28 protein-coding genes are annotated in these 24,094 nt (G+C 69.6%); 13 read left to right on the top strand and 15 right to left on the bottom strand.

Annotated elements, in window-relative coordinates:
- The first annotated feature begins 45 nt into the window (after positions 1-45).
- Positions 46-1,203, top strand: coding sequence for a histidine kinase (locus H4Q84_RS06840; protein WP_248582648.1), 1,158 nt, complete (start codon positions 46-48; stop codon positions 1,201-1,203).
- Positions 1,200-1,871 (top strand): response regulator transcription factor, encoded by a 672-nt coding sequence (locus H4Q84_RS06845; protein ID WP_282580320.1) that lies wholly within the window; start codon positions 1,200-1,202, stop codon positions 1,869-1,871. The genes H4Q84_RS06840 and H4Q84_RS06845 overlap by 4 nt, the downstream gene beginning before the upstream one ends.
- 85 nt (positions 1,872-1,956) lie before the next feature.
- Here the strand turns inward: H4Q84_RS06845 and H4Q84_RS06850 are convergent, their stop codons facing one another.
- The 3 genes from H4Q84_RS06850 to murI form a co-directional block, all read right to left on the bottom strand.
- Positions 1,957-3,897 (bottom strand): TetM/TetW/TetO/TetS family tetracycline resistance ribosomal protection protein, encoded by a 1,941-nt coding sequence (locus H4Q84_RS06850; RefSeq protein WP_248582650.1) that lies wholly within the window; start codon positions 3,895-3,897, stop codon positions 1,957-1,959.
- A gap of 139 nt (positions 3,898-4,036) precedes the next feature.
- The gene (locus tag H4Q84_RS06855) at positions 4,037-4,807 is read right to left on the bottom strand and encodes an MBL fold metallo-hydrolase (protein WP_248582651.1); all 771 of its coding nucleotides are present in this window, start codon (positions 4,805-4,807) and stop codon (positions 4,037-4,039) included.
- Positions 4,804-5,616 (bottom strand): glutamate racemase, encoded by an 813-nt coding sequence (murI, locus tag H4Q84_RS06860; RefSeq protein WP_248582652.1) that lies wholly within the window; start codon positions 5,614-5,616, stop codon positions 4,804-4,806. Before murI ends, H4Q84_RS06855 begins: the two co-directional genes overlap by 4 nt.
- A 262-nt stretch (positions 5,617-5,878) precedes the next feature.
- Here murI and H4Q84_RS06865 point away from each other — a divergent pair, with 262 nt between their 5' ends.
- Positions 5,879-6,925 (top strand): alkaline phosphatase family protein, encoded by a 1,047-nt coding sequence (locus H4Q84_RS06865; RefSeq protein WP_248582653.1) that lies wholly within the window; start codon positions 5,879-5,881, stop codon positions 6,923-6,925.
- 3 nt (positions 6,926-6,928) lie between these two features.
- On the opposite strand, the gene H4Q84_RS06870 is transcribed toward H4Q84_RS06865, so the two are convergent.
- The 6 genes from H4Q84_RS06870 to H4Q84_RS06895 form a co-directional block, all read right to left on the bottom strand.
- The gene (locus H4Q84_RS06870; protein ID WP_248582654.1) at positions 6,929-7,765 is read right to left on the bottom strand and encodes a DUF3152 domain-containing protein; all 837 of its coding nucleotides are present in this window, start codon (positions 7,763-7,765) and stop codon (positions 6,929-6,931) included.
- A gap of 9 nt (positions 7,766-7,774) precedes the next feature.
- On the bottom strand, positions 7,775-8,722 hold the full coding sequence (locus H4Q84_RS06875) for a cysteine synthase (RefSeq protein ID WP_248582655.1): 948 nt from the start codon (positions 8,720-8,722) through the stop codon (positions 7,775-7,777).
- Positions 8,723-8,842: 120 nt separating this feature from the next.
- The gene (locus H4Q84_RS06880; protein WP_248582656.1) at positions 8,843-9,394 is read right to left on the bottom strand and encodes an NYN domain-containing protein; all 552 of its coding nucleotides are present in this window, start codon (positions 9,392-9,394) and stop codon (positions 8,843-8,845) included.
- A 40-nt stretch (positions 9,395-9,434) separates the two neighbouring features.
- A complete protein-coding gene (locus H4Q84_RS06885; RefSeq protein WP_248582657.1) occupies positions 9,435-9,722 on the bottom strand; it encodes a MoaD/ThiS family protein in 288 nt (95 codons plus the stop codon).
- Positions 9,722-10,162, bottom strand: a complete 441-nt coding sequence (locus H4Q84_RS06890; RefSeq protein ID WP_248582658.1) for a M67 family metallopeptidase — start codon at positions 10,160-10,162, stop codon at positions 9,722-9,724. The genes H4Q84_RS06885 and H4Q84_RS06890 overlap by 1 nt, the downstream gene beginning before the upstream one ends.
- Positions 10,163-10,229: 67 nt before the next feature.
- Entirely contained in the window at positions 10,230-10,493 is a 264-nt protein-coding gene (locus H4Q84_RS06895; RefSeq protein ID WP_248582659.1) for a hypothetical protein, read from the bottom strand.
- A gap of 137 nt (positions 10,494-10,630) precedes the next feature.
- Here H4Q84_RS06895 and H4Q84_RS06900 point away from each other — a divergent pair, with 137 nt between their 5' ends.
- Entirely contained in the window at positions 10,631-10,855 is a 225-nt protein-coding gene (locus H4Q84_RS06900; protein ID WP_248582660.1) for a hypothetical protein, read from the top strand.
- A gap of 384 nt (positions 10,856-11,239) precedes the next feature.
- Entirely contained in the window at positions 11,240-12,490 is a 1,251-nt protein-coding gene (locus tag H4Q84_RS06905) for an MFS transporter (RefSeq protein ID WP_248582661.1), read from the top strand.
- Here the strand turns inward: H4Q84_RS06905 and H4Q84_RS06910 are convergent.
- From H4Q84_RS06910 to clpS, 3 genes are read right to left on the bottom strand one after another with little or no spacing between them, the layout of a single operon-like run.
- Positions 12,487-12,957 (bottom strand): NUDIX domain-containing protein, encoded by a 471-nt coding sequence (locus tag H4Q84_RS06910; RefSeq protein ID WP_248582662.1) that lies wholly within the window; start codon positions 12,955-12,957, stop codon positions 12,487-12,489. The genes H4Q84_RS06905 and H4Q84_RS06910 overlap by 4 nt on opposite strands.
- The gene (locus tag H4Q84_RS06915) at positions 12,954-13,538 is read right to left on the bottom strand and encodes a DUF2017 domain-containing protein (RefSeq protein ID WP_248582663.1); all 585 of its coding nucleotides are present in this window, start codon (positions 13,536-13,538) and stop codon (positions 12,954-12,956) included. The genes H4Q84_RS06910 and H4Q84_RS06915 overlap by 4 nt, the downstream gene beginning before the upstream one ends.
- Positions 13,535-13,831, bottom strand: coding sequence for an ATP-dependent Clp protease adapter ClpS (gene clpS / locus H4Q84_RS06920; protein ID WP_248582664.1), 297 nt, complete (start codon positions 13,829-13,831; stop codon positions 13,535-13,537). Before clpS ends, H4Q84_RS06915 begins: the two co-directional genes overlap by 4 nt.
- A gap of 33 nt (positions 13,832-13,864) precedes the next feature.
- On the opposite strand from clpS, the gene H4Q84_RS06925 reads away from it, so the two are divergent.
- Entirely contained in the window at positions 13,865-15,157 is a 1,293-nt protein-coding gene (locus tag H4Q84_RS06925) for a nicotinate phosphoribosyltransferase (protein ID WP_282580321.1), read from the top strand.
- A 17-nt stretch (positions 15,158-15,174) separates the two neighbouring features.
- Here the strand turns inward: H4Q84_RS06925 and H4Q84_RS06930 are convergent, their stop codons facing one another.
- Positions 15,175-15,552, bottom strand: coding sequence for a VOC family protein (locus tag H4Q84_RS06930; protein ID WP_248582665.1), 378 nt, complete (start codon positions 15,550-15,552; stop codon positions 15,175-15,177).
- 53 nt (positions 15,553-15,605) lie between these two features.
- On the opposite strand from H4Q84_RS06930, the gene H4Q84_RS06935 reads away from it, so the two are divergent.
- The 5 genes from H4Q84_RS06935 to H4Q84_RS06955 are packed head-to-tail and all read left to right on the top strand — an operon-like array spanning position 15,606 to position 19,278.
- On the top strand, positions 15,606-16,178 hold the full coding sequence (locus tag H4Q84_RS06935; RefSeq protein ID WP_248582666.1) for a nicotinamidase: 573 nt from the start codon (positions 15,606-15,608) through the stop codon (positions 16,176-16,178).
- Entirely contained in the window at positions 16,171-16,941 is a 771-nt protein-coding gene (locus H4Q84_RS06940; protein ID WP_248582667.1) for an enoyl-CoA hydratase-related protein, read from the top strand. The genes H4Q84_RS06935 and H4Q84_RS06940 overlap by 8 nt, the downstream gene beginning before the upstream one ends.
- A 23-nt stretch (positions 16,942-16,964) precedes the next feature.
- On the top strand, positions 16,965-17,747 hold the full coding sequence (locus tag H4Q84_RS06945; protein ID WP_248582668.1) for an ABC transporter substrate-binding protein: 783 nt from the start codon (positions 16,965-16,967) through the stop codon (positions 17,745-17,747).
- Positions 17,747-18,547 (top strand): amino acid ABC transporter permease, encoded by an 801-nt coding sequence (locus H4Q84_RS06950; RefSeq protein WP_248582669.1) that lies wholly within the window; start codon positions 17,747-17,749, stop codon positions 18,545-18,547. Before H4Q84_RS06945 ends, H4Q84_RS06950 begins: the two co-directional genes overlap by 1 nt.
- Positions 18,544-19,278 (top strand): amino acid ABC transporter ATP-binding protein, encoded by a 735-nt coding sequence (locus H4Q84_RS06955; RefSeq protein ID WP_248582670.1) that lies wholly within the window; start codon positions 18,544-18,546, stop codon positions 19,276-19,278. The genes H4Q84_RS06950 and H4Q84_RS06955 overlap by 4 nt, the downstream gene beginning before the upstream one ends.
- A gap of 99 nt (positions 19,279-19,377) precedes the next feature.
- On the opposite strand, the gene H4Q84_RS06960 is transcribed toward H4Q84_RS06955, so the two are convergent.
- On the bottom strand, positions 19,378-21,201 hold the full coding sequence (locus H4Q84_RS06960) for a 5'-nucleotidase C-terminal domain-containing protein (protein ID WP_248582671.1): 1,824 nt from the start codon (positions 21,199-21,201) through the stop codon (positions 19,378-19,380).
- A gap of 110 nt (positions 21,202-21,311) precedes the next feature.
- Between H4Q84_RS06960 and H4Q84_RS06965 the strand changes: the two genes are divergently transcribed.
- Positions 21,312-22,886 carry a peptide chain release factor 3 gene (locus H4Q84_RS06965; RefSeq protein WP_248582672.1) on the top strand — a complete coding sequence of 525 codons (1,575 nt, stop codon included), beginning with the start codon at positions 21,312-21,314 and terminating at the stop codon, positions 22,884-22,886.
- Between the two features lie 3 nt (positions 22,887-22,889).
- Here H4Q84_RS06965 and H4Q84_RS06970 read toward each other — a convergent pair whose 3' ends face one another.
- Positions 22,890-23,426, bottom strand: a complete 537-nt coding sequence (locus H4Q84_RS06970; RefSeq protein WP_248582673.1) for a DUF1697 domain-containing protein — start codon at positions 23,424-23,426, stop codon at positions 22,890-22,892.
- A gap of 291 nt (positions 23,427-23,717) precedes the next feature.
- Here H4Q84_RS06970 and H4Q84_RS06975 point away from each other — a divergent pair, with 291 nt between their 5' ends.
- Positions 23,718-24,092, top strand: coding sequence for a hypothetical protein (locus tag H4Q84_RS06975; RefSeq protein WP_248582674.1), 375 nt, complete (start codon positions 23,718-23,720; stop codon positions 24,090-24,092).
- Positions 24,093-24,094 lie beyond the last annotated feature (2 nt).

The following is a 24,094-nucleotide window of genomic DNA, read 5'->3' on the forward strand; positions in this document are numbered from 1 at the left end:
CCCGGGACGGCTGTCACGCCGCCGATGTGCGCCTAGCCTTTGCAGGTGGAAGAGCCGAGACCGGAGCAGTACCAGCCGCCGCTGCGGTGGAACTCCCACGCGTGGCGGCTCGCGCTGTGTGTCGGCATCTCGCTGCTCGTCTGGGTGCCGGTCGCCGAAGCGCAGGCCGAGCGCTACCCGCTCTTCTTGGTCCTTGATCTCGGACTCGGCGCCATCGCGTACGTACTGGTCTTCTGGCGCCGGCGCTGGCCCTTCGCCATCGCCGTCATCCTGGGCGTGATGTCGCTGTTCTCCGGGATCGCGGCCGGCCCGGGCACCCTGGCGGCCGTCTCGCTGGCAACCCGACGCCGGCTCGTGCCGATCGTCATCGCGGGCGTGGTCGCCCTGGTCGCCGGCCAGGGCTACACAGACATGCAGCCCTACCCCAACGACGACCCGGTCTGGCTCACCTTCGCGTTCAGCACGGTGATCACGATCGGCATCATGGGCTGGGGCATGTTCATCGGATCTCGCCGTGAGCTGATGTGGACGCTGGAGAACCGGGCCATCCGCGCCGAGACCGAGCAGGAGCTGCGCAGCGAGCAGGCCCGCGGCAACGAACGCTCGCGGATCGCCCGCGAGATGCACGACGTGCTCGCCCACCGCATCTCGCAGATCTCCATGCACTCCGGAGCGCTCGCCTTCCGCTCAGACCTCGACGCAGACGCCCTGCGTGAGGGAATCGCTGAGATCCACGGCCACGCCAACGACGCGCTCACCGACCTGCGCGGCGTGCTCGGCGTGCTGCGCGACGAGGACGGCCGGCTCACTCACCAGCCGCAGCCGACGTACGACGACCTGCCGGACCTCGTCGCCGAGGCGCGCACCCTCGGCATGCACGTGGAGTTCAACGACCTGCTGGACGGGCAGTCGCCGCCCGAGATCGTCGGCCGGACGCTCTACCGGATCGTGCAAGAGGGGCTCACCAACGCCCGCAAGCATGCACCGGGCGCCCTTGTCACGGTCGAGGTCAGCGGCGGTCCCGACACGGGGGTCGACGTGGTGATGCGCAACCCGCTCGGCTTCGGCCGGAGCGTCGCGCCCACTTCCGGCCTCGGCCTGATCGGCCTTTCCGAACGCACCCTCCTGCGGGGCGGTCACCTCAAGCACCGCCGCGAGGGTGCAGAGTTCGTCCTGCACGGCTGGATACCGTGGGCGGTGTGACCATCTCCGAGACACCTGTCACCAGGGTGCTGATCGTCGACGACGACCCGCTGGTGCGCTCGGCGCTAAGCCTGATGCTGGGCGGGCAGCCCGACCTCGAGGTCGTCGGCGAGGCCGCCGACGGACGCGCGGGCATCAGCCAGGTCGGCGCGCTCTCGCCGGACGTCGTACTCATGGACATCCGGATGCCGGTGCTCAACGGTCTGGAGGCCACCCGCCTGCTGCACGAGCGACCGGAGCCGCCGCGGGTGATCGTGTTGACCACGTTCGACGCCGACGACTACGTCGTGGGTGCGCTCGAGGCCGGCGCCGACGGCTTCCTGATGAAGGACACTCCCCCGGCCGCCATCGTCGATGCGATCCGCAAGGTGGCCGACGGCGAGGCGATGCTCTCCCCCACGGCCACCCGCACCGTCGTCGACCGGCTCCGCAGCAGCGGCTCGGACGCGCGCACCGCCGAGGCCGAGAAGCGCCTGGCCCTGCTCACCGACCGCGAGCGCCAGGTGGCCATCGCGGTGGGCCACGGCCTGAGCAATGCCGAGATCGCCGGCGAGCTCTACCTCTCGGTGCCCACGGTCAAGGCGCACGTCTCGCGGCTGTTCGAGAAGCTCGGCACCACCAACCGCGTGCAGATCGCGATCTGCGTGCACGACGCCGGCCTGGCCTGAGACGGCCAGGTCCGACCGAGGAACGAGGTCGCGTGAGCGCGTCGAAACTCGGTGAGGCGCGCAGGGACGAGTGCCGGGGCGCGCCTCACTCGGGTGCCCGGCCAACCTGCGGGCACACCGCGAGCAGGTACGTCCGCCGGTGCCGTGGGTCGTCGTCACGACGGGCCCGCTCGGGGACCGGCCCGCTGGCCACGGCCCGGTGGTGGCTGAAGGATGACTCGAGCATTCCCTCACCGCGGGTCAGCCCGGGCAGCTGCTGCTGCAGCTCGTGCACGGCGACCGCGGGCACCTCGCCCTCGACGTGCGCCACGTCGCCGCGCACGGACGACGCATCCGGTACGCCACGCAGCCTGGCCACCGCTGCGAGCACCGCGCCGAGGGTGTCGACCGGCACTTCTGCCCGGAAGGCGTGCACCGGCTCGTGGACGACGGTGCCGGCCCGGAGCAGGGCGGTCATCAGCATCAGCGGCGCCATCGCCCGGAAGTCGGCGGAGGTGCTGCACATGCTCTTGTCGAACGTGCCGTGGGCGTGGCTCTGCCGCGGGTAGTACTGCGACGAGGTCAGCGTCACGACGCAGTCGGTCACCGGCCAGCCATGGATGCCCTCGGTGAGCAGGCCACGCACGCCGTCCTCGATCGCGCTGAAGAAGGCGGATGGCATCGAGCCGCGCTCGACGCCCAGCCGGAAGGCGACCCCGGACCCGTCCGGGGCCGGCCCGACGCGCAGGCCGACGCCGGCCAGGAACGGGTTGTGGTCGTCGTCGATGCGCTCCGCGTGCTCGCCGGTGCCGACGACCCGCTCGATGCAGACCGGTGTGGTCGGCGCAAAGCCGACCAGGACGCCGTACTCCTCGGCGAGAGTGGTCTCGAGCACCTCCTTCTGCACCTCACCGTAGAGCGCAACCGACAGCTCGCCGGTGAGCTCGTGGCGGCGCAGCCCGAGCATCGGGTCCTGGTCGGTGACCTGCACCAGAGCCGCGTGCAGCGCCCCACCGTCGGCCTCGACCAACGGCGTCACCACGGTCTCGAGCACGGGCGGCGGGAAGCTCGGCGCCTCGTCTTGGCTGTCCTCTCCCACCGGGTCGCCGATGCGCGCGTGCGCCAGCCCCCGCAGCCGGCCGATCCGGCCACCGACCAGGGCATCGACGCCGTGTGTGGCGCCGTGCTCGGCCAGATCGATGCCGGTGACCCGATCCTCTTCCCCGTCGCCGAACGGCAGCCGGTCACGGGTGTGCAGGGTGCCCTCGACCATCCGCACCCAGGCCAGCTTCTCGCCGGTGGGGCCGCGCTCGATCTTGAAGACGGTTCCCCGGACCGGCCCGTCGGGTCGCTCGCGGGTCACGGGCAGCAGGGTGGTCAGCTGACCGAGTAACGCCTCCACGCCGGCGCCGGTGATGGCGGAGCCGAACAGCAGCGGGTGCACGCGTGCGCGGTGCGTCTGCTCGGCCAGGGCTGTCGCGAGGCGCCCGTCATCGATGGGCTTCCCGGCGACGTAGTCGGCCAGCAGGTCGTCGTCGTGCTGGGTCAGCACATCGAGGAGCTCGGTGCTGCTCGCGCCGTCGAGGTCGACGACCGCGGGCGTGAGCCGCTGCCGGATCTCGGCCACCAGGTCGTCGTGCCGCGCCCCGCGCCGGTCGATCTTGTTGGCGAACAGCACCGTCGGGATGCCCAGCTGTTGCAGGGCGCGCATCAGCACCCGGGTCTGGGCCTGCACGCCCTCGACCGCGGAGATGACGAGTACGACGCCGTCGAGCACACCGAGGACCCGCTCGACCTCGGCGATGAAGTCGGGGTGCCCCGGGGTGTCGATGAGGTTGACGGTGACGCCGTCGACCTCGAACGACACGACGGCCGAGCGGATGGTGATGCCCCGGCGCCGCTCGAGCTCGAGCGAGTCGGTGCGGGTGCTCCCGGCGTCGACACTGCCGGGTTCGTCGACGACTCCCGCGACGTACAGGAGTCGTTCGGTCAGGGTGGTCTTACCGGCGTCGACGTGCGCCAGGATCCCCAGGTTGAGTACGTGCATGCTGCTCCATGTCCCAGAAGGTGTGCGGCCTGGACATCGGAGCTGCTCGCATCGGGGTTACCTCTCGACTCGTGGTGGCACGGAAGGCGCCACATCGGCAGCCAAGCAGCCGAGGGGCGCCGGCTCAACCGGTTATCGGTCAGCCGCGCGCGGCAGAGAGGTCGTAGACCGCTCCGGGGACGGCCAGCTCGATCGGGCCGGCGTACGCCGCCGTCGCCTCGTCGAGCACCACTCGCGCATCGTGCCAGGGTGGGACATGGGTGAGCACCAGCTGCTTCGCGCCAGAACGCGTGGCGGTGTCGGCGCACTCGGCGCCGGTGAGATGCAGCGAGGGCGGGTTATCGTCGCCCTCCTGGAAGGACGCCTCCGCAAGGAACAGGTCGGCCCCGCGCGCCACCTCGTCGAGCCCGGCACACGGGCCGGTGTCGCCGCTGTAGGCAAGCACGCCGCCACCGTCACTGATGCGCAGTCCGTACGCCGGCACGGGGTGGTCGACCTGGATCGGCTCGACGGAGAACGGCCCGATGGTCACCGAGCCGTTCCAGACCCGGAAGTCGAACTCCTCCGTCATGCCGGGGTCGAGCGGCAGGTCGTAGGCGCGCGCCATCCGGTCGGCCGTGCCGTCGGGGCCCCACACCGGGATCCGCGGCTGCGGGCCACGCGGGTGGTACTTGCGGAGCACGTGGTAGCCGCAGAGGTCCAGGCAGTGGTCGGCATGCAGATGGCTCAGCAGCACGGCGTCGATGGCCAGCGGGTCGGCGTACCGGTGGAGGGCGCCGAGCGCGCCGTTGCCGAGGTCCATGACGACCCGCCAGGTGCGGCCCTCGTGCTCGCTCTCGAGCAGGTAGCAGCTGGCCGGCGATTCGGGGCCGGGGTAGGAGCCGGAGCAGCCGACGACGGTGAGCTTCATGCGCGGCCCCCGGCGTACTGGTGGGCGGCGTGCAGCTCGGGCCCGAGGAAGCGGCGCCCGATCGTCTCGAACTCGTCGGGGCTCCCCGTCGTCAGGAACGTGTACGACGGCTCGCCGGGGCCGCTCATCAGGTCATGGCGCACGAGCAGCTGGTAGACGTCCTTCGCGCACTCCTCGGCGGAGCTGACCAACGTGACCCCGTCGCCCATGACGTAGGAGATGACGCCGGTCAGCAGCGGGTAGTGGGTGCAGCCCAGGATCAGGGTGTCGACGCCGTCGGCGACCAGCGGGTCGAGGTAGTCGTGGGCGGCCGCCATCAGCTCGTCGCCACTGGTGACGCCGGCCTCGACGAAGTCGACGAAGCGCGGGCAGGCGCGGGTCGTCAGGGTCACGTGCGGGGCGGCGGCGAACGCGTCGTCGTACGCCAGGGACTCGGCGGTGGCGCGGGTGCAGATGACGCCGATGTGGCCGGTGCGGCTGGCGGCGACCGCGCGCCGGGTGGCCGGGAGGATCACCTCGACCACGGGCACGTCGTACCTCTCTCGGGCGTCGCGCAGCATCGCGGCGCTGGCGGAGTTGCACGCGATGACCAGCGCCTTGACGCCCTGCTCGACGAGGTGGTCGAGGCACTCGAGGGCGTACTCGCGGACCTCGCCGATCGGCTTCGCACCGTAGGGCTGCCGGGCGGTGTCGCCTAGGTAGACGATCGACTCGTGCGGCAGCTGGTCGATGACCGACCTGGCCACGGTGAGTCCACCGAAGCCGGAGTCGAAGATGCCGATCGGCGCGTCTGCGGTCACTGCTGGCACGAGGCACAGGCTAGGGCATGTCTTCTTGCTCTCGGCCGTCGCGAGCGTCGTCCTGCGGAGTGCATCGCAAGGCGGAGGAGGGAGGCGATGCGCCAGCATCGACGACCGACGACAACGCAGCGAGGCACCCGCAGGGCGGCGCGCAGCAGGCCATGGAGTAAGGAGACATGCCCTGGGGGCACCCGAGGCCCGGTGGCGGGGCATCGCGACACAGGTCACGCTGATGCGGGATCCGGCTACGGTCTGCGTCTACCCTTCCGGGGTGACCTCAGCTCGGCGCCGTCGCCCACTCGTCCTTGCCACCGTCGTGGCCACCTTCGCCCTCGTGGCGGGAGCTGCGTGCGCCAACGGCGCCGATCGCGAGCCGAAGGTCGCGCTGACGTCGGCCTCGGCGCACGCGTCCCCGCCGGCCTCGGTGCTCACGATCTCGCTCGACGGGTTCAACCCGAAGGCGCTCAAGGTCCTCGGCCGCGAAGGCACTCCCACCTTGCACCGGCTCATCGACGAAGGTGCGTCGACGCTGAACGCGCGCACCGAGTACGAGATGACGGTGACCCTGCCCAACCACACGGGCATGGTCACCGGACGTCGCATCGCTGCGAGCAGCGGCGGCCACGGCGTCACCTGGAACGACGACCGGCTGAAGCCGAACACCGTCGACGAGGCCGCGGGCCACCCCGTCTCGTCGGTCTTCTCGGTGCTCGAGGACAACGGGCTCGGCTCGGCGCTCTTCGCCAGCAAGACCAAGTTCTCGCTGTGGCAGCGGTCCTGGCCGACCGACATCGACAAGGTCGACATCACCCTCGGCAACGGCCTGCTGGTGCGCCACCTGATCGCCGACCTGGCCACCCCGCGCTCTTACCGCTTCCTCCACCTGTCCGCGCCCGACTCCGCTGGCCACGCGCACGGCTTCATGTCGGCGCCCTACCTCAAGGCCGTCAAGCAGACCGACCGCCGACTGGGCAAGCTGGTCGCCGCCATCGACGCCGACCCCGCGCTCAGCAAGCGCCTGGTGCTGATGGTCACCGCCGACCACGGCGGCAAGGGCGCCAACCACGACATCGCCACCAAGTACGCCAACTACCGCATCCCGTTCATCGTGCGTGGTGCCGATGTCCCCGCCGGCGTGGACCTCTACGACCTCAACCCGACTTACCTCAACCCCCGCCGCAGCCGGCCGACGTACTCCGACACCCAGCCGATCCGCAACGGCGACGTCGCCAACCTGGTCACCTCGCTCTTCGACCTGCCCGCGGTCGAGGGCAGCGAGCACGACGCGGCGCAGGACCTCAGCGTCTACGCGCGCTGATCCTCAGAGCTCGCCCGGACGCGGCCACGGATTGAACCGGCAGCCCCCGGTCGTCTTCGACTGCTGCATCATCACCGGCGCGAGCTGACCGGGGCCGGGGCAGCCGGCGTGGCCGTGGCCGAGCCAGTGGCCGGTCTCGTGGTTGACGACCAGGTGCCGGTAGTCGCGCACCGAGCGGCCCGCGGAGTTCCAGGCCGGTGACGCGCCGAGCCAGCGTGCCTGGTTGATGATCACGAAGCGGCCCACCCGGCAGCTCCACATGGCGCTGCACGTACCGCTCATCCGCGGCAGCCACGACGCCTCCGCCAGCACCAGCGTGAAGTCGGCGCCCCTGGCCACCCGGCGGAACTGCACGCCGCCGTTGCGCCAGCCCCGCGGGTCGTCGTAGGTCTGCTGCACCTGGCGGCGGAACTCCTTCATGCTTGCGGCGACCCGGCCGCGCGTCTCCACGTTGTACGTCGCGACGCGACGCCGGTCGACGCGGTACTTGACCTTGCGCGGGCGTGACACAGCGGCCGCGGGCTCGTAGCCGTCGGCCGCAGCCGACACGACGACCTGCACCTGCGTGCCCACGTCATCGGGGGCCAGGTCGTAACGGCGGTCGGTCGCTGCCTTGATGGGTTGTCCGTCACGCAGCCACTGGTACGTCGTCGTGGTGCGCTGCGGGGTCCAGCGACCGGGGTGCGCGCGGAGCGTGTGCGTGAAGCGGGCAACCCCGCGAGCGACCGGCGGCTCGGTGTTGACGAGCGGGACGGCCTGCTCCTGGACCGGGGCGGCGACCGCCGGCACGGGCGCCAGCAGGACAACAGTCAAGAGAGCATGGACATGGCGAAGGCGCACGCCGTCACCCTAGGCCCAGAGCTGGCCCTCGAGCCGGTCCTCCGCTTGGTCGACGGTGCCTTCGTAGGCGCCGGTGGAGAGGTACTTCCAGCCGCCGTCGCACACGACGAACGCGATGTCGGCCCGCTCCCCCGCCTTGACCGCCTTCGCGGCCTGGCCGAGCGCGGCGTGCAGGATCGCGCCGGTCGAGATGCCGGCGAAGATGCCCTCGAGCTCCAGCAGCTCACGCACTCGGCGGACGGCATCGCGCGGGCCGACCGAGAAGCGCGCGTCGATCAGCGACGCGTCGTACAGCTCGGGCACGAAGCCCTCGTCGAGGTTGCGCAGGCCGTAGACCAGCTCGCCGTAGCGGGGTTCGGCGGCCACGATGCGTACGTCGGGCTTCTCGCGCCGGAAGTAGCGCGAGACCCCCATCAGGGTCCCGGTCGTGCCGAGACCGGCGACGAAGTGGGTGATCTCGGGCAGGTCGGCGAGCAGCTCGGGGGCCGTGCCCTCCTCGTGCGCGAGGGCGTTGGCGGGATTGCCGTACTGATAGAGCATCACCCAGTCGGGGTGCTCGTCGGCGATCTTCTTGGCCACCCGCACGGCCTCGTTGGAGCCGCCGGCCGCGGGCGAGGAGACGATCTCGGCGCCCCACATGTGCAGCAGCTGGCGGCGCTCCTCCGACGTGTTCTCGGGCATCACGCAGACGAGCCGGTAGCCCTTGAGCTTCGCTGCCATGGCGAGCGAGATGCCGGTGTTGCCGGAGGTCGGCTCGAGGATCGTGCAGCCGGGGCGCAGCGCGCCGTCCTTCTCGGCCATCTCGATCATCTTCATGGCCGGCCGGTCCTTGATGGAGCCGGTCGGGTTGCGGTCCTCGAGCTTGGCCCAGAGCCGAACGTCGGGTGTCGGCGAGAGGCGCGGCAGCCCGACAAGAGGCGTGTTGCCGACGGACTGAAGCAGGTCGTCGTAGCGCATTCGTCCAGCATGACACCCATGCGGGCACGGTCCGGCCCGTGTCCGCGCCGGCGGACCAGGTCTCGACACGCCGGTCGCCTCGCTCGACCACCATCAACGGATCCGCTGACGCGTCTCCGGCTACCGCAGGAAGCGCTCGGGGTCGAAGTCGTCCAGCGCGATGATCCGCACCCGCGGCAGCGGGACCTTGAAGGCGCCGATGTCGTCCTCGAGGTCGTGGAGCTCCAGGTCGATCGCGTCGAACGCGGTGCTGGCGTACTCGCGCAGCGCCACCAGCCCGACCTTGCGACCGGCACCCATGAGCCGCTCGACGTGGTCGACGAAGTCGGCGTCGTGCGTGCACAGCAGCAGGTCGGCGTCCTCGTGGCCGACCAGCGCATCGAGGGTGCGCTGGATGCCGATGTCGACGACCTTCTCGTCACTTCGGCCGGCCAGCGGGATGGGCCGGTAGCCCATGGCCAGCAGGGCCTGGACGAAGTTGGACGGCAGCTGGCCGCTGGAGGCGTTGAGGAAGAACAGCCCGGTGACGGGCTGGTCCCAGAGCTTCTGGGCATAGTCGGTGACGCGCTCCCAGCGCGGCCGCTCCTCGGGCAGCGGCCGACGGCCGAGCAGCGAGTTGCCGAGCGTGGCGTCGATGTTCTCTCCATCGACGATAACGAACGTGCGCCTCATCGGCTCGGCTCCATGTCGGGAGCCTACGACCCCGGGTGGGTCAGCAGCCGCCTGCGACTGCCGGGAGTACGACGACCTGGTCGCCGTCGCTCAGGCCGGCCTCGAGGCCGCCGATGAAACGGACGTCCTCGTCGTTGATGTAGACGTTGACGAAGCGGCGCAGGTCCCCGCCGTTGACAGAGTCCTCGAGGAGGCGGCCGGCGATGCCGGGATAGGACGACTCGAGGTCGTCGATCAGCCCGGCAAGTGTGTCGCCCTCGGCGTTCACAGCCTTCTCGCCGCCGGTGTAGGTGCGCAGGATGGTGGGGATCCGGACCTCGATGGCCATCAGGGGGTGCTCGCTTCCAGCTCGGGGACGACGACGACCTCTTCCTCGGTCACCGTGCCGTCGATGATTCTGTATGACCTGAACTCCACAGGGCCGTCGTTATTCCCGTGCGCGCGCGTGCTGACCAGCACGTAGTGGGCGTTCGGCTCGCCCGCGAGCCCGATGTCGGTGCGGCTCGGGTAGGCCTCCGTGGCCGTGTGGGAGTGGTAGACGACCACAGGTTCCTCGTCCCGGTCGTCCATCTCGCGGTAGAGCTTCAGCAGGTCGGTGGAGTCGAACTCGTAGAACGTCGGGCTCCCTGCCGCGTTCACCATCTCCACGAACCGCTCCGCCCGGTTACTGCCCTCCGGGCCCGCGACGATGCCGCACGCCTCGTCGGGGTGGTCGCGGCGGGCGTGCGCGACGATCGCGTCGTACGTCGCCTGCTCGATGGTCAGCACTGCGCCAGCCTAGGTCGGCGCTCCGACCCACCTCGACGCGTCTCGACAGCCGAGTCGTGGTTGTCGTCTACGCGACAGTGCAGTCTGGTCCGCAGGGATCGGCCGACCACGCCAGCCCCGCTGCTGAAGCAGATTTGGCGACCTTGCCAGCGGTCGAGCACGGGCGGCCGAACACCTGCCCCCAGGAGATCCGGGTGGTCGCGCGCCCATCGACCGCCGCATCCAGGTCTCGCTCGAAGTCACTGTCGCGCTGCTCCGCCGTGTCGTGGAACAACCGTCCGTCCAGCTCGACGACCAGCGCTTGGGGATACTCGGCGTCGCGATAGACCACGCCACTGGCCGCTCGACACGGGTGAGGTAGCCGTTCTCGAGCACCGAGCAGGTGCCGGCGGCCACGTCATCCAGGACACCTGTCAGCCATGTGCTTCGAGGTAGGCGCGGTCGATCCTGCATGGTGTCGAGCAGGCGTTGAGCGGTCGTTCTTCGCTGCTGACACGCCGCGGCGAGCACAGCCAGGGCAGCCATGTCGGTGGTGGCACCGATCGCGACGTCCAGGGCGGCGTCGTCGTACCTCTGCCTCGGTGGACCGACATTCCACAGCACCCGATCAGCGAGCCTCGGCAGGCGGTGTACGACGACGCCACGAGGCCCGACGACGTGGCGAGCTCGTTCGACGCCCACGTGGATGGGTAGGTCCGCTTCGCCCCGATGCCCCGGCCCTTCGGCCGCTCGCATCGCCGACGTACCGCACAGGGCCGCCGGGGCCACGCTCAGAACGGCGGCCCAGGCGCGTTGCTGCCAGCTCGGCGATCCCGTGTGGTCCACGAAGACGCCCGGGTGCATCACGGCGAGCTCGCGGCGACGAAGCATCCGCTTGATGTCGTGGGGAGCCGCTCCGGCGTGGCTGAGCTGACGCCGAGAGACCACCCCGGTCTGGAGGCTCAGCAATGCCTCGATCTCGTGTTCCACGCGGGAGCCTGCCCATGCGGGCAGGCGGCGACACAGCGAAAACGATTTGCCGGCACCCGGAGACCTGGGATACATCTTGATGTCGAGAGACACGGGTGGAAGGCCGACATGACGACGTACGACGCGACACCGCTGACCCGGTGGGGCATCCCCTACGACCGCGACCTCCGGGTGCTCGCGATCGGCTCGTTCGCCAACCGCTTCGGGGCGGGCGCGGTGATGACCACCAGCGCGCTGTACTTCACGCGGCACGTCGGCTTCACCGCCACCGAGGTCGCCCTGGCGCTGTCGGTCGCGGCGTTCGCCGGGATCTTCGTGCAGGTGCCGGCCGGCCACCTCGGCGACACCCGTGGCCCGCGCGAGGTGCTCATCGTCTTCATGGCCGGCGCCGCCCTGTTCAGTGCGCCGCCCGTGCTGGCCACGAGCCCCTGGATGCTGGCGGCTCTGCTCACCCTCCTCGCGCTCTTCGAACGTTCGGCCGGAGCCGTCAACCAGGGCGTGATCGCCCAGCTCGCGACCGGCGGGCGCGGCGTGCTCTTCAAGGCCTACCTGCGCGCGGTCACCAACACGGCGATCGCGCTCGGTTCGGTCTTCGGCGGTGCTGCGCTGGTCATCGACGAGACCTGGACGTACGTCGCAGTGTTCGTGCTCAACGCCGTGTTCACCGGCTTCGCCGCGTGGAACTGCACACGGCTCCCCCACCTTCCGCCGTACCAGCGCGCAGCGGGTGAGCCACGGCTCGGCGTGCTGCGGGACTTCCCGTTCGTGGTGATCACCGCGATCACCGGGGTCTTCAACCTGCACTTCTTCGTGATGGAGCTGGGCCTGGCGCTCTACATCTCCGAGCGCACGCAGGCGCCGACGGTGATGGTCGCCGTACTCCTTCTCCTCAACACCGTGATGGTCGCGCTCTTCCAGGTGCGCCTCTCGCGCGGCGCCGACTCCGTCCAGGCCGGGGCGAAGTCGATGGTGACCGGGGGCTGGTTCATCGCGGCCGGGTTCGTCGTGGTCGGACTCGCCGACCACGGGTCGCTGTGGTTCGTGATCACCGCCCTGGTCGTGGGCTCGCTCGTGCACGTGGTCGGCGAGATGATCGGCTCCGGCGGGCAGTGGAGCCTCCAGATGGGGCTGGCGCCGCACGAGCGCCAGGGCCAGTACCAGGGCTTCTCCGGCCTCGGCTTCTCGGTGATGGCCGTCGTCGGGCCGCCGGTCGTCACGTTCTTCTGCGTCGAGCAGGGCGAGCGTGGCTGGCTGATGCTCGCCGCGATCATGGTGGTCACGGCGCTGGTGTCGGTGCCGGCAGCGAAGTGGGCGCTGGCCACGCGCGAGCAGTACGGCGTCACCACGCACTCCGGCTAGAGGCGGAACCGGGTGCGTTCCTCACCGGCCAGCACGTCGTCGAAACGCTGGCGCAGGTAGGCCGGCATTTCGGGCAGCTCGCTCACCGGGCACCACCGCACGGCCACCGACTCGTCGTCGCCGACGCGGGCCTCGCCCGAGAGCCAGGTGCACGCGAAGGTGAGGTCCAGGTAGACCGCGCGATCGCCGTTGACGTGCGTGACCCGGTGGTTGCTCGAGATCGACGCCAACCGGTCGACGCGGATCTCCACGCAGGTCTCCTCGAGGGCTTCGCGGACTGCTGCCGCGGCCGGCTCCTCGCCCGGGTCGAGGATCCCGGTGATCGGGGTCCATCTGCCGTTGTCGGAGCGCTGCACGAGCAGCACCTCGTCATCACGTCGTACGACGGCAGTGATGGCGGGCATCCACAGCTCGATGTCGCCCACCAGACCGCGCAGCTCCACGACGAACTCCGGGATCGGGCTCACGAGGTCAGTGCCTCCACCAGCGTCTCCTGCAGCCAGCCCACCCACTCGTAGATGTCGTGGGCCTGGGCACGCGGGTCGTCCTCGGGCAGGGCGTACCAGAACTCCTCGTCGCCCTCCTCGATGTCGAGCCGCGTCGCGATCGCCAGCCGGATGTCGGTGAAGGAGCGCATCCACATCTGCGCGGTGTCCTCGTCGAGCTCGACGTCGATCATCAGGCCCTCCTCCTCGAGCAGCGGCGGGAGGCCGGCCCCCTCGAGGGCGTCGATGATCGCGATGGCGGCGTTGGCCTTGCCGTCGCGCAGGGTGCCTTCGGTGAAGCGCCGGAACTCCGAGGAGGCCTCCTCGTCATCGATGTACGCCGACGGGAAGAGCCGCTTGAGCACCGGGTCCTCGGGCTCGGAGGTCGGCCCGGAGAAGTCCATCATCGCCTCGAACGGGTCCTGCGTCTCGGCCGGCACCGCCGCCTCGTTGCGCAGCAGCTCGACGATCTGGGCGGCCAGGGACCGCAGCAGGTCGGCCTCGAAGCCCGACAGGTTGGCGATGATCGCGCCGCTCTTGCGATGCCTCTCGAACCCGTTCATGAGCTCTTTTCCATCGTCGCCCACAGCCCGTACTCGTGCATCGCCTGCACGTCGCGCTCCATCTCCTCGCGGCTGCCGGTGCTGACCACCGAGCGCCCATCCTCGTGGACTTCCATCATCAGCTTCTCGGCCTTGGTCTTGCTGTATCCGAAGTACTTCTGGAAGACGAACGCGACGTACGACATCAGGTTGACCGGGTCGTTCCACACGATGGTGACCCACGGCTTCGCGAGGAAGGTGATCTCGTCGGGCGTCAGGGTCGGATCGACTTCGACTGGGCTGGCGGCTGACACGCCGTCATCGTGGCACACCCCTAGTCTGATCGCGTGACGCACTCGACGGCTCTGCTCACCGACCACTACGAGCTCACCATGCTCCAGGCCGCACTGCACGCCGGCACCGCCGAACGCCGCTCCGTGTTCGAGCTGTTCCCGCGCCGCCTCCCCGAGGGTCGCCGGTACGGCGTCGTCGCCGGCGTCGGCCGCGCCCTCGACGCGTTCGAGGGCTTCCGCTTCGACGACGAGGTGCTCGGTGTCCTCGACGAGGGCCGGGTCGTCGACGAGCAGACGCTGGCCTGGCTCGCCGACTACGAGTTCACTGGCGACATCTGGGGGTACGCCGAGGGGGAGGTCTACCTTCCCTACTCACCGCTGCTCGTGGTCGAGTCGACGTTCGCCGAGGCGGTGCTCCTCGAGACGCTGTTCCTCTCCATCTACAACCACGACTCCGCGATCGCCTCCGCCGCCTCGCGCATGACGCAGGCCGCCGGCGGACGGCCGTGCATCGAGATGGGCTCGCGTCGTACCCACGAGCAGGCGGCGGTGGCGGCCGCGCGGGCGGCGTACATCTGTGGCTTCGAGGCGACCTCCAACCTCGCCGCACGCCAGCGGTACGGCGTCCCGACGCGGGGCACGTCGGCGCACTCGTTCACACTCCTGCACGACTCCGAGAAGGACGCCTTCACCGCCCAGGTGGAGTCCCTCGGCCGGGGTACGACGCTGCTCGTCGACACCTACGACATCGCCGAAGCCGTGCGACTCGGTGTGGAGATCGCCGGGCCCGAGCTGGGCGCCGTACGCATCGACTCGGGCGACCTCGGCGTGCTTGCACATCAGGTGCGGGCGCAGCTCGACAGCCTCGGCGCGACGAGCACCCGGATCACCGTGACCAGCGACCTCGACGAGTTCGCCATCGCGGCGCTGGCCGCGGCTCCCGTCGACGGGTATGGCGTCGGCACCCAGCTGGTCGTCGGCTCCGGCCACCCGACCTGCGGGTTCGTCTACAAGCTCGTGTCGCGCGAGGGCGACCGCGGCGAGATGGTGTCGGTGGCCAAGAAGAGCAAGGACAAGTTCTCGATCGGCGGCCGCAAGTACGCCCTCCGGCGGCGCAACAGCCACGGCGTCGCGGAGGCCGAGGTCGTGGGCATCGGCACTCCCCCCGTCGACGACGGCGACGACCGCTCGCTGCTGGTGCCGCTGATCGCCGATGGTGAGGTCGTTGGCCGCGAGCCGCTCGACGACGCCCGCGACCGGCACGCCGCCGCGCGCGCGGAGCTGCCGCTGGCCGCCCAGCAGATGAGCAAGGGCGAGGCGGTCATCCCGACGATCCACCAGGAGTGACGCGTCAGCTCGATTTCCTAGGTCCAGGTGACGGCGTGCTCCTCGAAGTCGGCGCCGGTCTGCACCGGGACCACGCAGAAGACCAGCCCGCCGGGGTCGGTGAGGATGACGTAGCCCGCACGGTCCTCGACAACGGTCGCGCCGAGCGCCACGACACGGGCCACCTCGGCGCGTACGTCGTCGGTCTCGATATCGAGGTGGATGCGGGCCGTCGTGTCGTCGCCCAGGCGCTGGGCCTCGAGCTTGACTCCGCCGGGCAGCACGGTGACCGACGAATAGGTCTCGTCCTCCGGTGCGAGGGTCGAGCCCGAGGCCGACGCCCAGAAGGCGCTCGCCGCGTCGTACGACGAAGCGGGGTGGTCGATCAGGACGACCCCGATGCGGCTGCGATGCATGGCGGCGACCCTACGCCGACGGACCGCCCCGCCACTCTGGGTAACCTCGACCCATGCGTGCCCTGATCGTCGTCGACGTGCAGAACGACTTCTGCGAGGGCGGATCACTGCCGGTCCAGGGCGGCGCGCGCGTCGCGGCCGACATCGCGGCCATGCTCCACGAGCGGACGCAGCAGGCTCCAGAGGCCGCCCCCTACGCCCACGTCGTGGCCACCAAGGACCACCACATCGACCCGGGCGACCACTGGTCGTCGAACCCCGACTTCAAGGACTCCTGGCCGGTGCACTGCCGGGTCGGCACCGAGGGCGTGGCCTTCCACCCCAACCTCGACCCGCAACCGTTCGACGCGGTCTTCCTCAAGGGCGAGCACGCCGCGGCGTACAGCGGGTTCGAGGGGCGCACGGCCGACGGCACGACGCTGACCGACTGGCTACGGGAGCGCGGCGTCACCGATGTGGACGTGTGCGGCATCGCCACCGATCACTGTGTCCGGGCCACGGCGCTCGACGCCGTCGCCGCGGGGTTCTCGGCCCGGTTGCTGTCCGACCTGTGCGCAGGCGTGGCCCCCGAAACCACCGAGACCGCGCTGGCCGAGATGGCGAACGCGGGAGTCACCCTTGGCTGACCTCGATCGCCTGCTCGACGACGGCGTCCTGTGGCTCGTGCTGAACCGACCCGACGTGGGCAACGCACTCGACGACAGCCTCTCCGACCACCTCACGGTCGAGCTCGAGGACGCCCAGGCCCACGAAGAGATCCGGGTCATCGTGGTGACCGGCACGGGTGCGGCGTTCTGCACCGGCGCCGACATCAGTGGCGTCGACGCCCACGAGCGCTTCGACGTCACCGCACTGGACCGGGCCAACCGCATCATCCGCGCCATCATCCACCTCGACAAGCCGGTGGTCGCGGCCGTCAACGGCGTCGCCGCCGGAGTGGGTGCGAGCATCGCCTTCGCCGCCGACCTCGCGGTCACCACCGAGTCGGCCAGCTTCGTGCTGGCGTTCAGCCGAATCGGCCTGATGCCCGACGGTGGCTCGTCCGCGACGGTCGCTGCCGCCGCCGGCCGGAGCCGCGCCATGCGGATGGCCCTGCTGGGGGAAGCACTGCCCGCACACGACGCGTACGCCGCGGGGCTGGTGAGCCACGTCGTACCCGATGCCGACTTCGAGGAGGCCGTCATCGACATCGCCAAACGCCTCGCCGCGGGCCCTCCCCTGGCCTTCGCAGCGACCAAGAAGGCCATCAACGCGGCCACGCTGGCCCACCTCGAGGACGCCCTCGAACGTGAGCGCACGGGCCAGGCGATCCTGCTGCGCACCGACGACGCCGCGGAGGGCATGGCGGCTTTCTCCGAAAGACGCCGACCCGACTTCCACGGACTGTGATCTGGCACATATAGGGTGCCCCCATGAAGCGCACTCTGACGGCGGTAACCGCCTCCCTCCTTGCCCTCTCGCTCGCCGGTTGCGGCTCCGACGACTCCGGTAAATCCGCCTCCGGCGTACCCGTCATCGCCTCCGGCAAGCTGACTGTCTGCTCCGACGTCCCCTACCCCCCGTTCGAGGACTTCGACGACACCTCCGACTCGGGCTTCAAGGGCTTCGACATCGACGTGGTCCAGGCCATCGCTGACGGCCTCGACCTCGAGCTGTCGGTCCAGGACTCCTCCTTCGACGCCCTCCAGAGCGGCCAGGCCCTCAACGCCGGCCAGTGCGACATGGCCGCGAGCGCGATGACCATCACCGACGACCGCAAGAAGGCGCTCGACTTCTCCGAGGGCTACTACGACTCCGAGCAGTCGCTGCTGGTGCCCGAGGGGTCCGACATCGCCGACATCGCGGGCCTCGCCGGCAAGAAGGTGGGCGTCCAGCAGGGCACCACCGGCAAGTCCTACACCGAGGAGAACGCTCCTGACGCCGAGATCGTCACGTTCCCCTCCGACGCGGAGATGTTCCAGGCCATCAAGGCCGGTCAGGTCGACGCCCTGCTGCAGGACCTCCCGGTCAACCTCGACCACGAGAAGGGCGGCGGCTTCACCGTCGTCGAGACCTACAAGACCGACGAGCAGTACGGCCTCGCGATGAAGAAGGGCAGCAAGCTCGTCGACTCCGTCAACGAGCAGCTCACCACTATGCGCGACGACGGCTCGTACGACGAGATCTACAACACCTACTTCGCCACGTCGGAGTGATGAAGCGTTCGACGCGGCGGCGCCTCACTCAGGGCGTCCTGTACGCCGTCCTGCTGGGGCTGCTGCTTGCCCTGGTGTTCGCCGCCGACTGGCAGAACATCAAGGCGCAGTTCTTTGCGAAGGCAGGATTCGGCTCGTGGGACGCTTGGCGGCCGCTGATCACGGTCGGTGCCAAGAACACGCTCATCTACACGGCGATCGCGTTCGCCTGCGGGTTGGTGCTTGCTCTGGTGCTGGCCTTGATGAAGCTCTCGCCTCTTGGTCCCTACCGATGGATCGCGACGGCCTACATCGAGTTCTTCCGCGGCCTGCCGGCACTGCTCGTGATTATCTTCATGGGCTTCGGCGTCCCGATCGCCTTCCAGTGGACCCCTCCGGGCGGCACCATCGGGGCCGGCCTGCTGGCACTGATCATGGTCGCGGCGGCCTACATGGCCGAGACCCTTCGGGCCGGGATCCAGGCCGTCCCCAAGGGCCAGGAAGAGGCCGCCAGGTCCCTGGGCATGAGCTCCGGCGCCACCATGGTGTCGGTGACGCTCCCGCAGGCGTTCAGGATCGTCATCCCGCCGCTCACCAACGAGTTCGTGCTGCTGATCAAGGACACCGCGCTGCTGTCCGTGATCGGCATTCAGGTAGGACAGCGCGAGATCACCACGGTTGCCCGCGACTTCTTCAGCAGCGGAGTGACAGCAGGCACGGCCACCAGCCTGGTCCAGGCTGCCCTCCTCTATCTGGTCATCACGATCCCGTTGACCCAGCTGGTGTCGTGGCTCGAGAGACGTCAACGGAGGGCCCGATGAGCACGCCGGCGATCCAGATCAAGGACCTGCACAAGTACTTCGGCGACAACCAGGTGCTCAAGGGCATCGACTTCCACGTCGACAGCAGCGAGGTCGTCTGCGTCATCGGCCCGTCGGGGTCGGGCAAGTCGACGCTGCTGCGCTGCGTCAACCGGCTCGAGGAGCCCACGTCGGGCAAGATCTTCGTCGAGGGCATCGACATCACCGACCCCGAGACCGATCTCGACGACGTGCGCTCGCGCATCGGCATGGTCTTCCAGCAGTTCAACCTCTTCCCGCACATGTCGGTGCTGCAGAACCTGTGCATCGCCCAGCAGCGCGTCAAGAAGCGCGGCAAGGACGAAGCGGTCGAGGTCGCTCGGGCCAACCTCGAGAAGGTCGGCCTGGCCGACCGTGAGGGCGCCTACCCAGCGCACCTCTCCGGTGGCCAGCAGCAACGAGTCGCGATCGCTCGGGCCCTGTCGATGAACCCCGACATGATGCTGTTCGACGAGCCCACCTCCGCCCTCGACCCCGAGCTGGTCGGCGACGTGCTCGACGTCATGAAGAGCCTGGCCTCCGAGGGCATGACGATGATGGTCGTCACCCACGAGATGGGCTTCGCGCGCGAGGTCGGCGACAAGCTGGTCTTCATGGACGGCGGCGTCATCGTCGAGGAGGGCGACCCGACCGAGGTGCTGGCCAACCCCCAGCACAAGCGCACTCAGTCGTTCCTCTCGAAGGTGCTCTGAGCCTCAGCAGGTTCGAGACGGTGGCTGCGCAACCTCCTCAACCAGCGGATGTCCGTTGGTTGAGGAGGGCCGTCGGGCCCGTCTCGAAACCAGCGCCGATCAGCTGACCACGATCGCCGCACCGCCCGACGTCAGCTTCCAGTCGGTCGAGGCGAACTGTGCCGGGTCGATGGTGCCGTTGGCCGTCACCCAGTCGATGAGCAACTGCCGGATCTCGACCTGCGCGTTGTAGAGGACGGGTGCGGTGGCGACGTGCGGGAAGCCGCCACCGCCGCTCTGCCGGTAGTTGTTGATGGCCATCGCGAACTGTTGGTCGGCGGCGACGGGCACTGCGCCGTACGCGAGGTTGGTGATCCGTGACCCGACCGCCTGGGCGATGTCGATGTCGTAGGTCAGGTCGGCGTCGAGACCGGCCACGGAGTCGAAGTTGTAGTCGGGCGTGCCGCCCGGCGCCTTCGTCGTGACCGCATTGGTCACCTGGTTCATCGTGAACGGGCCCGGTCCGGAGACCTGCTTGAAGTAACGGGCGGAGTGCTCCAGGTAGTCCTTCACCTGAGCCCCGGTCACCTGGATGCCGAGCAGGGTGTTGTCGTAGATGTAGAGACCCGCCACGTCGCGGTACGTCACCTCCCCTGCGGGGAACGACGCCGCCCGGTTGAACGGCGCGGCGATCGACAGCACCGGCAGCGTGCCACCCGTGGCGGTCTTGACCGCGTCGGCCTGGACATACTGGATGAAGTCGATGATCGGGACGTCCTCGACCACGGCCCGCGCAGCCGAGAGAGCCACGGCGGAGGTGCCGATGACCGAGTTTACGTAGGTGACGACCTTGTCGTGCTGGCTGCGCACCGCCCGCGCGACGTCGCTGCGCTCGGCGACGAGATTGGAGTTGAGCGTCTGCGAGGTGGCCGTGATCACCCGCCAGCCGCCCCGGTCGCGCACCAGGTCGAGGTCCATGACCGCCAGCCGCATGCCCCAGTAGAGCGGCTCGCACAGCAGCACGTCGCGGCCGGTCTTGGTGTTGCGGACGTAGCGCTGCGGGATCTCCTTGTGCGCGTGGCCGACGAGGATCGCGTCGATGCCGGGCACGTCAGCGGCGATGAGCGAGGACGCGTTCTCGGTCGGCAGCGCGTCGCCGTACGACGAGCTCGTGTCGGCGCCGCTGTGGGCCGACACGATGATCACGTCGCAGCCGCGGCGCTTCATCTCGGGCACGAACTTGCTCGCCTGCTCGACCAGCCCGGGGAACTCCATCCGGCCCTCGACGTTGGCCTTGTCCCAGATGGCGATGCCGGGGTTGGTGAGGCCGAGGATGCCGACCTTGATGCGCGGGCCGTGCCGCGGCTTGAACGACTTGATGACGTACGGCGGGAAGACAGGCCGCTTGGTCTGCGCGTCGACGGCGTTGGCACCCAGCAGCGGGAAGTTGAGCTGTTCTTCGTAGGCGCGCAGCGTGTCGATGCCGTAGTTGAACTCGTGGTTCCCCAGCGCCGCGGCGTCGTAGTCCATCAGGTTCATGGCCAGCGCCATCGGGTGTTTGGAGCCCTCGGTGATCGGCTCGACCCGCGCGTAGTAGTAGGCCAGCGGGGTGCCCTGGATCGTGTCGCCGGCGTCGAGGAGCAGCGTCGGCTCACCGCGGCGCTCGTTGCGCATCGCGGAGACGAGGGTGGCGACCTTGGCCACGCCGATGTCGTCGTGGGTGGCGTTGTCGAACTCGGCGTTCTTGAAGTAGTCCCAGTTGAAGACGTTGCCGTGCAGGTCGGTGGTGCCGAGCACCGTCAGCCGGGTCCGGTCGTGCCCGCGACCATCGCCGTGTCCTCCCCGGTGTGCCTCGGCGGGAGCGGCGTAGCCGGCGGCTGCGAGGGCGGCCGAACCAGCGAGCACGGCGCGGCGGGTGGAGGGCAGGACGGGGTGCTGGGACATCGGGTCTCCCGAGAGTGGACGGCAACAGGACCGTCGTCGATCACACTCCCCCAGCGGTCCCGCGTCAAGCCCCCACCAGGTGTACGACGGACGAACCGTAGGCTCTCGGGGTGACCATCTCGACCGACGCCCGGCCGCGGCGTACCTTCGCGGTCATCAGCCACCCCGATGCCGGCAAGTCGACGCTGACCGAGGCGCTGGCTCTGCACGCCCGGACCATCTCCGAGGCCGGCGCCGTGCACGGCAAGGCGGGACGCCGGGGCACGGTCTCGGACTGGATGGAGATGGAACGCGAGCGCGGCATCTCGATCACGTCGGCCGCCCTCCAGTTCGAGTACGACGGACACGTGATCAACCTGGTCGACACCCCCGGCCACGCGGACTTCTCCGAGGACACCTACCGGGTGCTGTCCGCTGTCGACTCGGCGGTGATGCTCGTCGACGCTGCCAAGGGGCTGGAGCCGCAGACGCTCAAGCTCTTCCGGGTGTGTGCCCAGCGCGGCATCCCGGTCATCACCGTGATCAACAAGTGGGACCGACCCGGCCTCGACCCGCTCCAGCTCATGGACGAGATCCAGAAGGAGATCGGCCTGCGGCCCACGCCGCTCACCTGGCCGGTCGGCAGCGCCGGCGAGTTCCGCGGTGTGCTCGATCGTCGTACAGGCGACCTGATCCACTACACGCGTACGGCGGGCGGGGCCACGCGCGCTCCCGAGGAGCGGATCGCCGCGTCCCGGGCATCGGAGGTCGACGGGCAGGCCTGGGCCACCGCCGTCGAGGAGCACGACCTGCTCACGATGGACGGGGCCGACCACGACCAGGGCACGTTCCTGGCCGGCACGACCACGCCGGTGCTCTTCGCCTCAGCCCTCCTCAACTTCGGAGTGTCCCAGCTGCTCCGGATGCTGATCGAGCTCGCGCCGCCTCCCGGTCCGACACCGGCCGTCGACGGCGACGCACGAGAGGTGGACGACGAATTCAGCGCGTTCGTGTTCAAGGTGCAGTCCGGGATGGACGCGGCGCACCGCGACCGCCTCGCCTATGCCCGGGTCTGCTCGGGCGTCTTCGAGCGGGGGATGGTGGTGCAGCACGGCGAGACCGGGAAGCCGTTCGCCACGAAGTACGCCCAAGCCGTGTTCGGGCGTGACCGCTCCTCTGTGGAGCAGGCCTTCCCCGGCGACATCGTCGGCCTGGTCAACGCCAACGCCCTGCGCGTCGGTGACACGATCTACGCCGGCCCAGCCGTGCGCTATCCGCCGATCGCCAGCTTCGCGCCCGAGCACTTCGTCTCGGCGCGCGCGGCCGACACCGGCCGCTACAAGCAGTTCCGCCGCGGCATCGAGCAGATGGACCAGGAGGGCGTCGTCCAGGTGCTGCGCTCGGACCTGCGCGGTGACCAGAGCCCGGTGCTTGCCGCGGTCGGGCCGATGCAGTTCGAGGTGGTCACGGCCCGGATGCAGAGCGAGTTCGGCGCGGCCATCAAGCTCGACCACCTGGACTACTCGGTGGCCCGCCGCACCGACAACGCGGGCGTCGAGGCGCTCAAGGGGGTGCGCGGGGTCGAGGTCCTCAGCCGGGCCGACGGCACCCACCTGGCGCTGTTCCCCGACACCTGGCGTGCGCACACGGTCGCCCGCGACCATCCGAAGGTCATGCTCGAGCCGCTGCCGGCCAGCGGCGGCTGAGGCTCAGCCCCATTTGGTGGCGAGCGCACGGATCACGGTCACGTTGCGCGCCGTACCCTCGCCGAGCGCCTTGAACTCGCGGCTGCTGAGCGCGCGGTTCTCGTGGAACTCGCGGTGCAGCAGCACGTGAGCGGCCCGGTCGACGACGCGCACGACCTCGCCGTCGAGGTCCAGATTGTGCACCGCCGACGTGGCAGCAGCGCTCGGTGCCGACTTGAACAGCGAGATGTAGTGCGCGCGCGGCTCGCCGAGATCGGCCCAGAGCTCGTCGGCGTCGACTGCGATGGCGACCAGCTCGGCGGGCTTGAACACCATCGTCGGCACCTCGAACCCGCGGTCGGCGGCAAAGGCCTTCTCCAACGCTGACTCGACCTTGGCCCGCGATCGCATCGTCGTCGTCAGCAGCACGTTGCCGGTGTTGATGTGGGTGGCGACGTCGGTCGCCCCGATCGACTCGGTGACTCGCCTGATGTCGTCCTTGAGGAACTTGCGCTTGGCACCCAGGTTGATGGCTCGCAGGAACGCGACGTAGGTCGGCATGCGCGCATTGTGTCGCAGGTCTCGGACACTCCGGTGGAGGTTCTCGGCCGTTCCTATACGGGGTGCAGCTTGCAAGCAGCGTAGTGGCCTTGATCGAACTCGATGGGTGGAACGTTTCCTGGGTGCCAGGCGCCTGGCGTTGTACCACTCGACCGACCCCTCGTGGACGATTGTGTCGGCTGAGCGGCGGAACGCGAGCAGATGTTCCATCTCAGAATGCCGGTTTCCACGGCCACCAGACATCCGGGAGCGTTGTGGCGGCACAACGACTCGATCGTCATACTCGGCGGCATGCCCAGCGACCCGTCCCCGACCGCACCGGCGCCAAGTCTCGAAGGTCGCTCGTTCGCGATGACGTCGTCGAGCAACAGTGCCGTGGATCCCGCGTCACCTTCCCGGTTCACCTACTCCGAGCGCGATGGCGTCATCTGGGGGAACTACGAGGGGGACACCGTCACGTTCGGCCGGTTCGTGGGGACCAGGATCGGCGACGAGCTGAGCATCTCGTTCGCGCACGTCCTGTCGTCGGAGAACGCGGTCGTCACGGGTACGAGCGGGAGCCGGGTCGAGGTCGGCACCGAGGGCCTGCGTCTTGTCGAGAGCTTCCAGGTGGACGGTGTCGAGCACGTCAGCGTCTGCGTCGAGGTCGCGTCCGACCGCCCCTGACC

Source organism: Nocardioides sp. InS609-2, from assembly GCF_023208195.1.
Lineage (GTDB): Bacteria > Actinomycetota > Actinomycetes > Propionibacteriales > Nocardioidaceae > Nocardioides.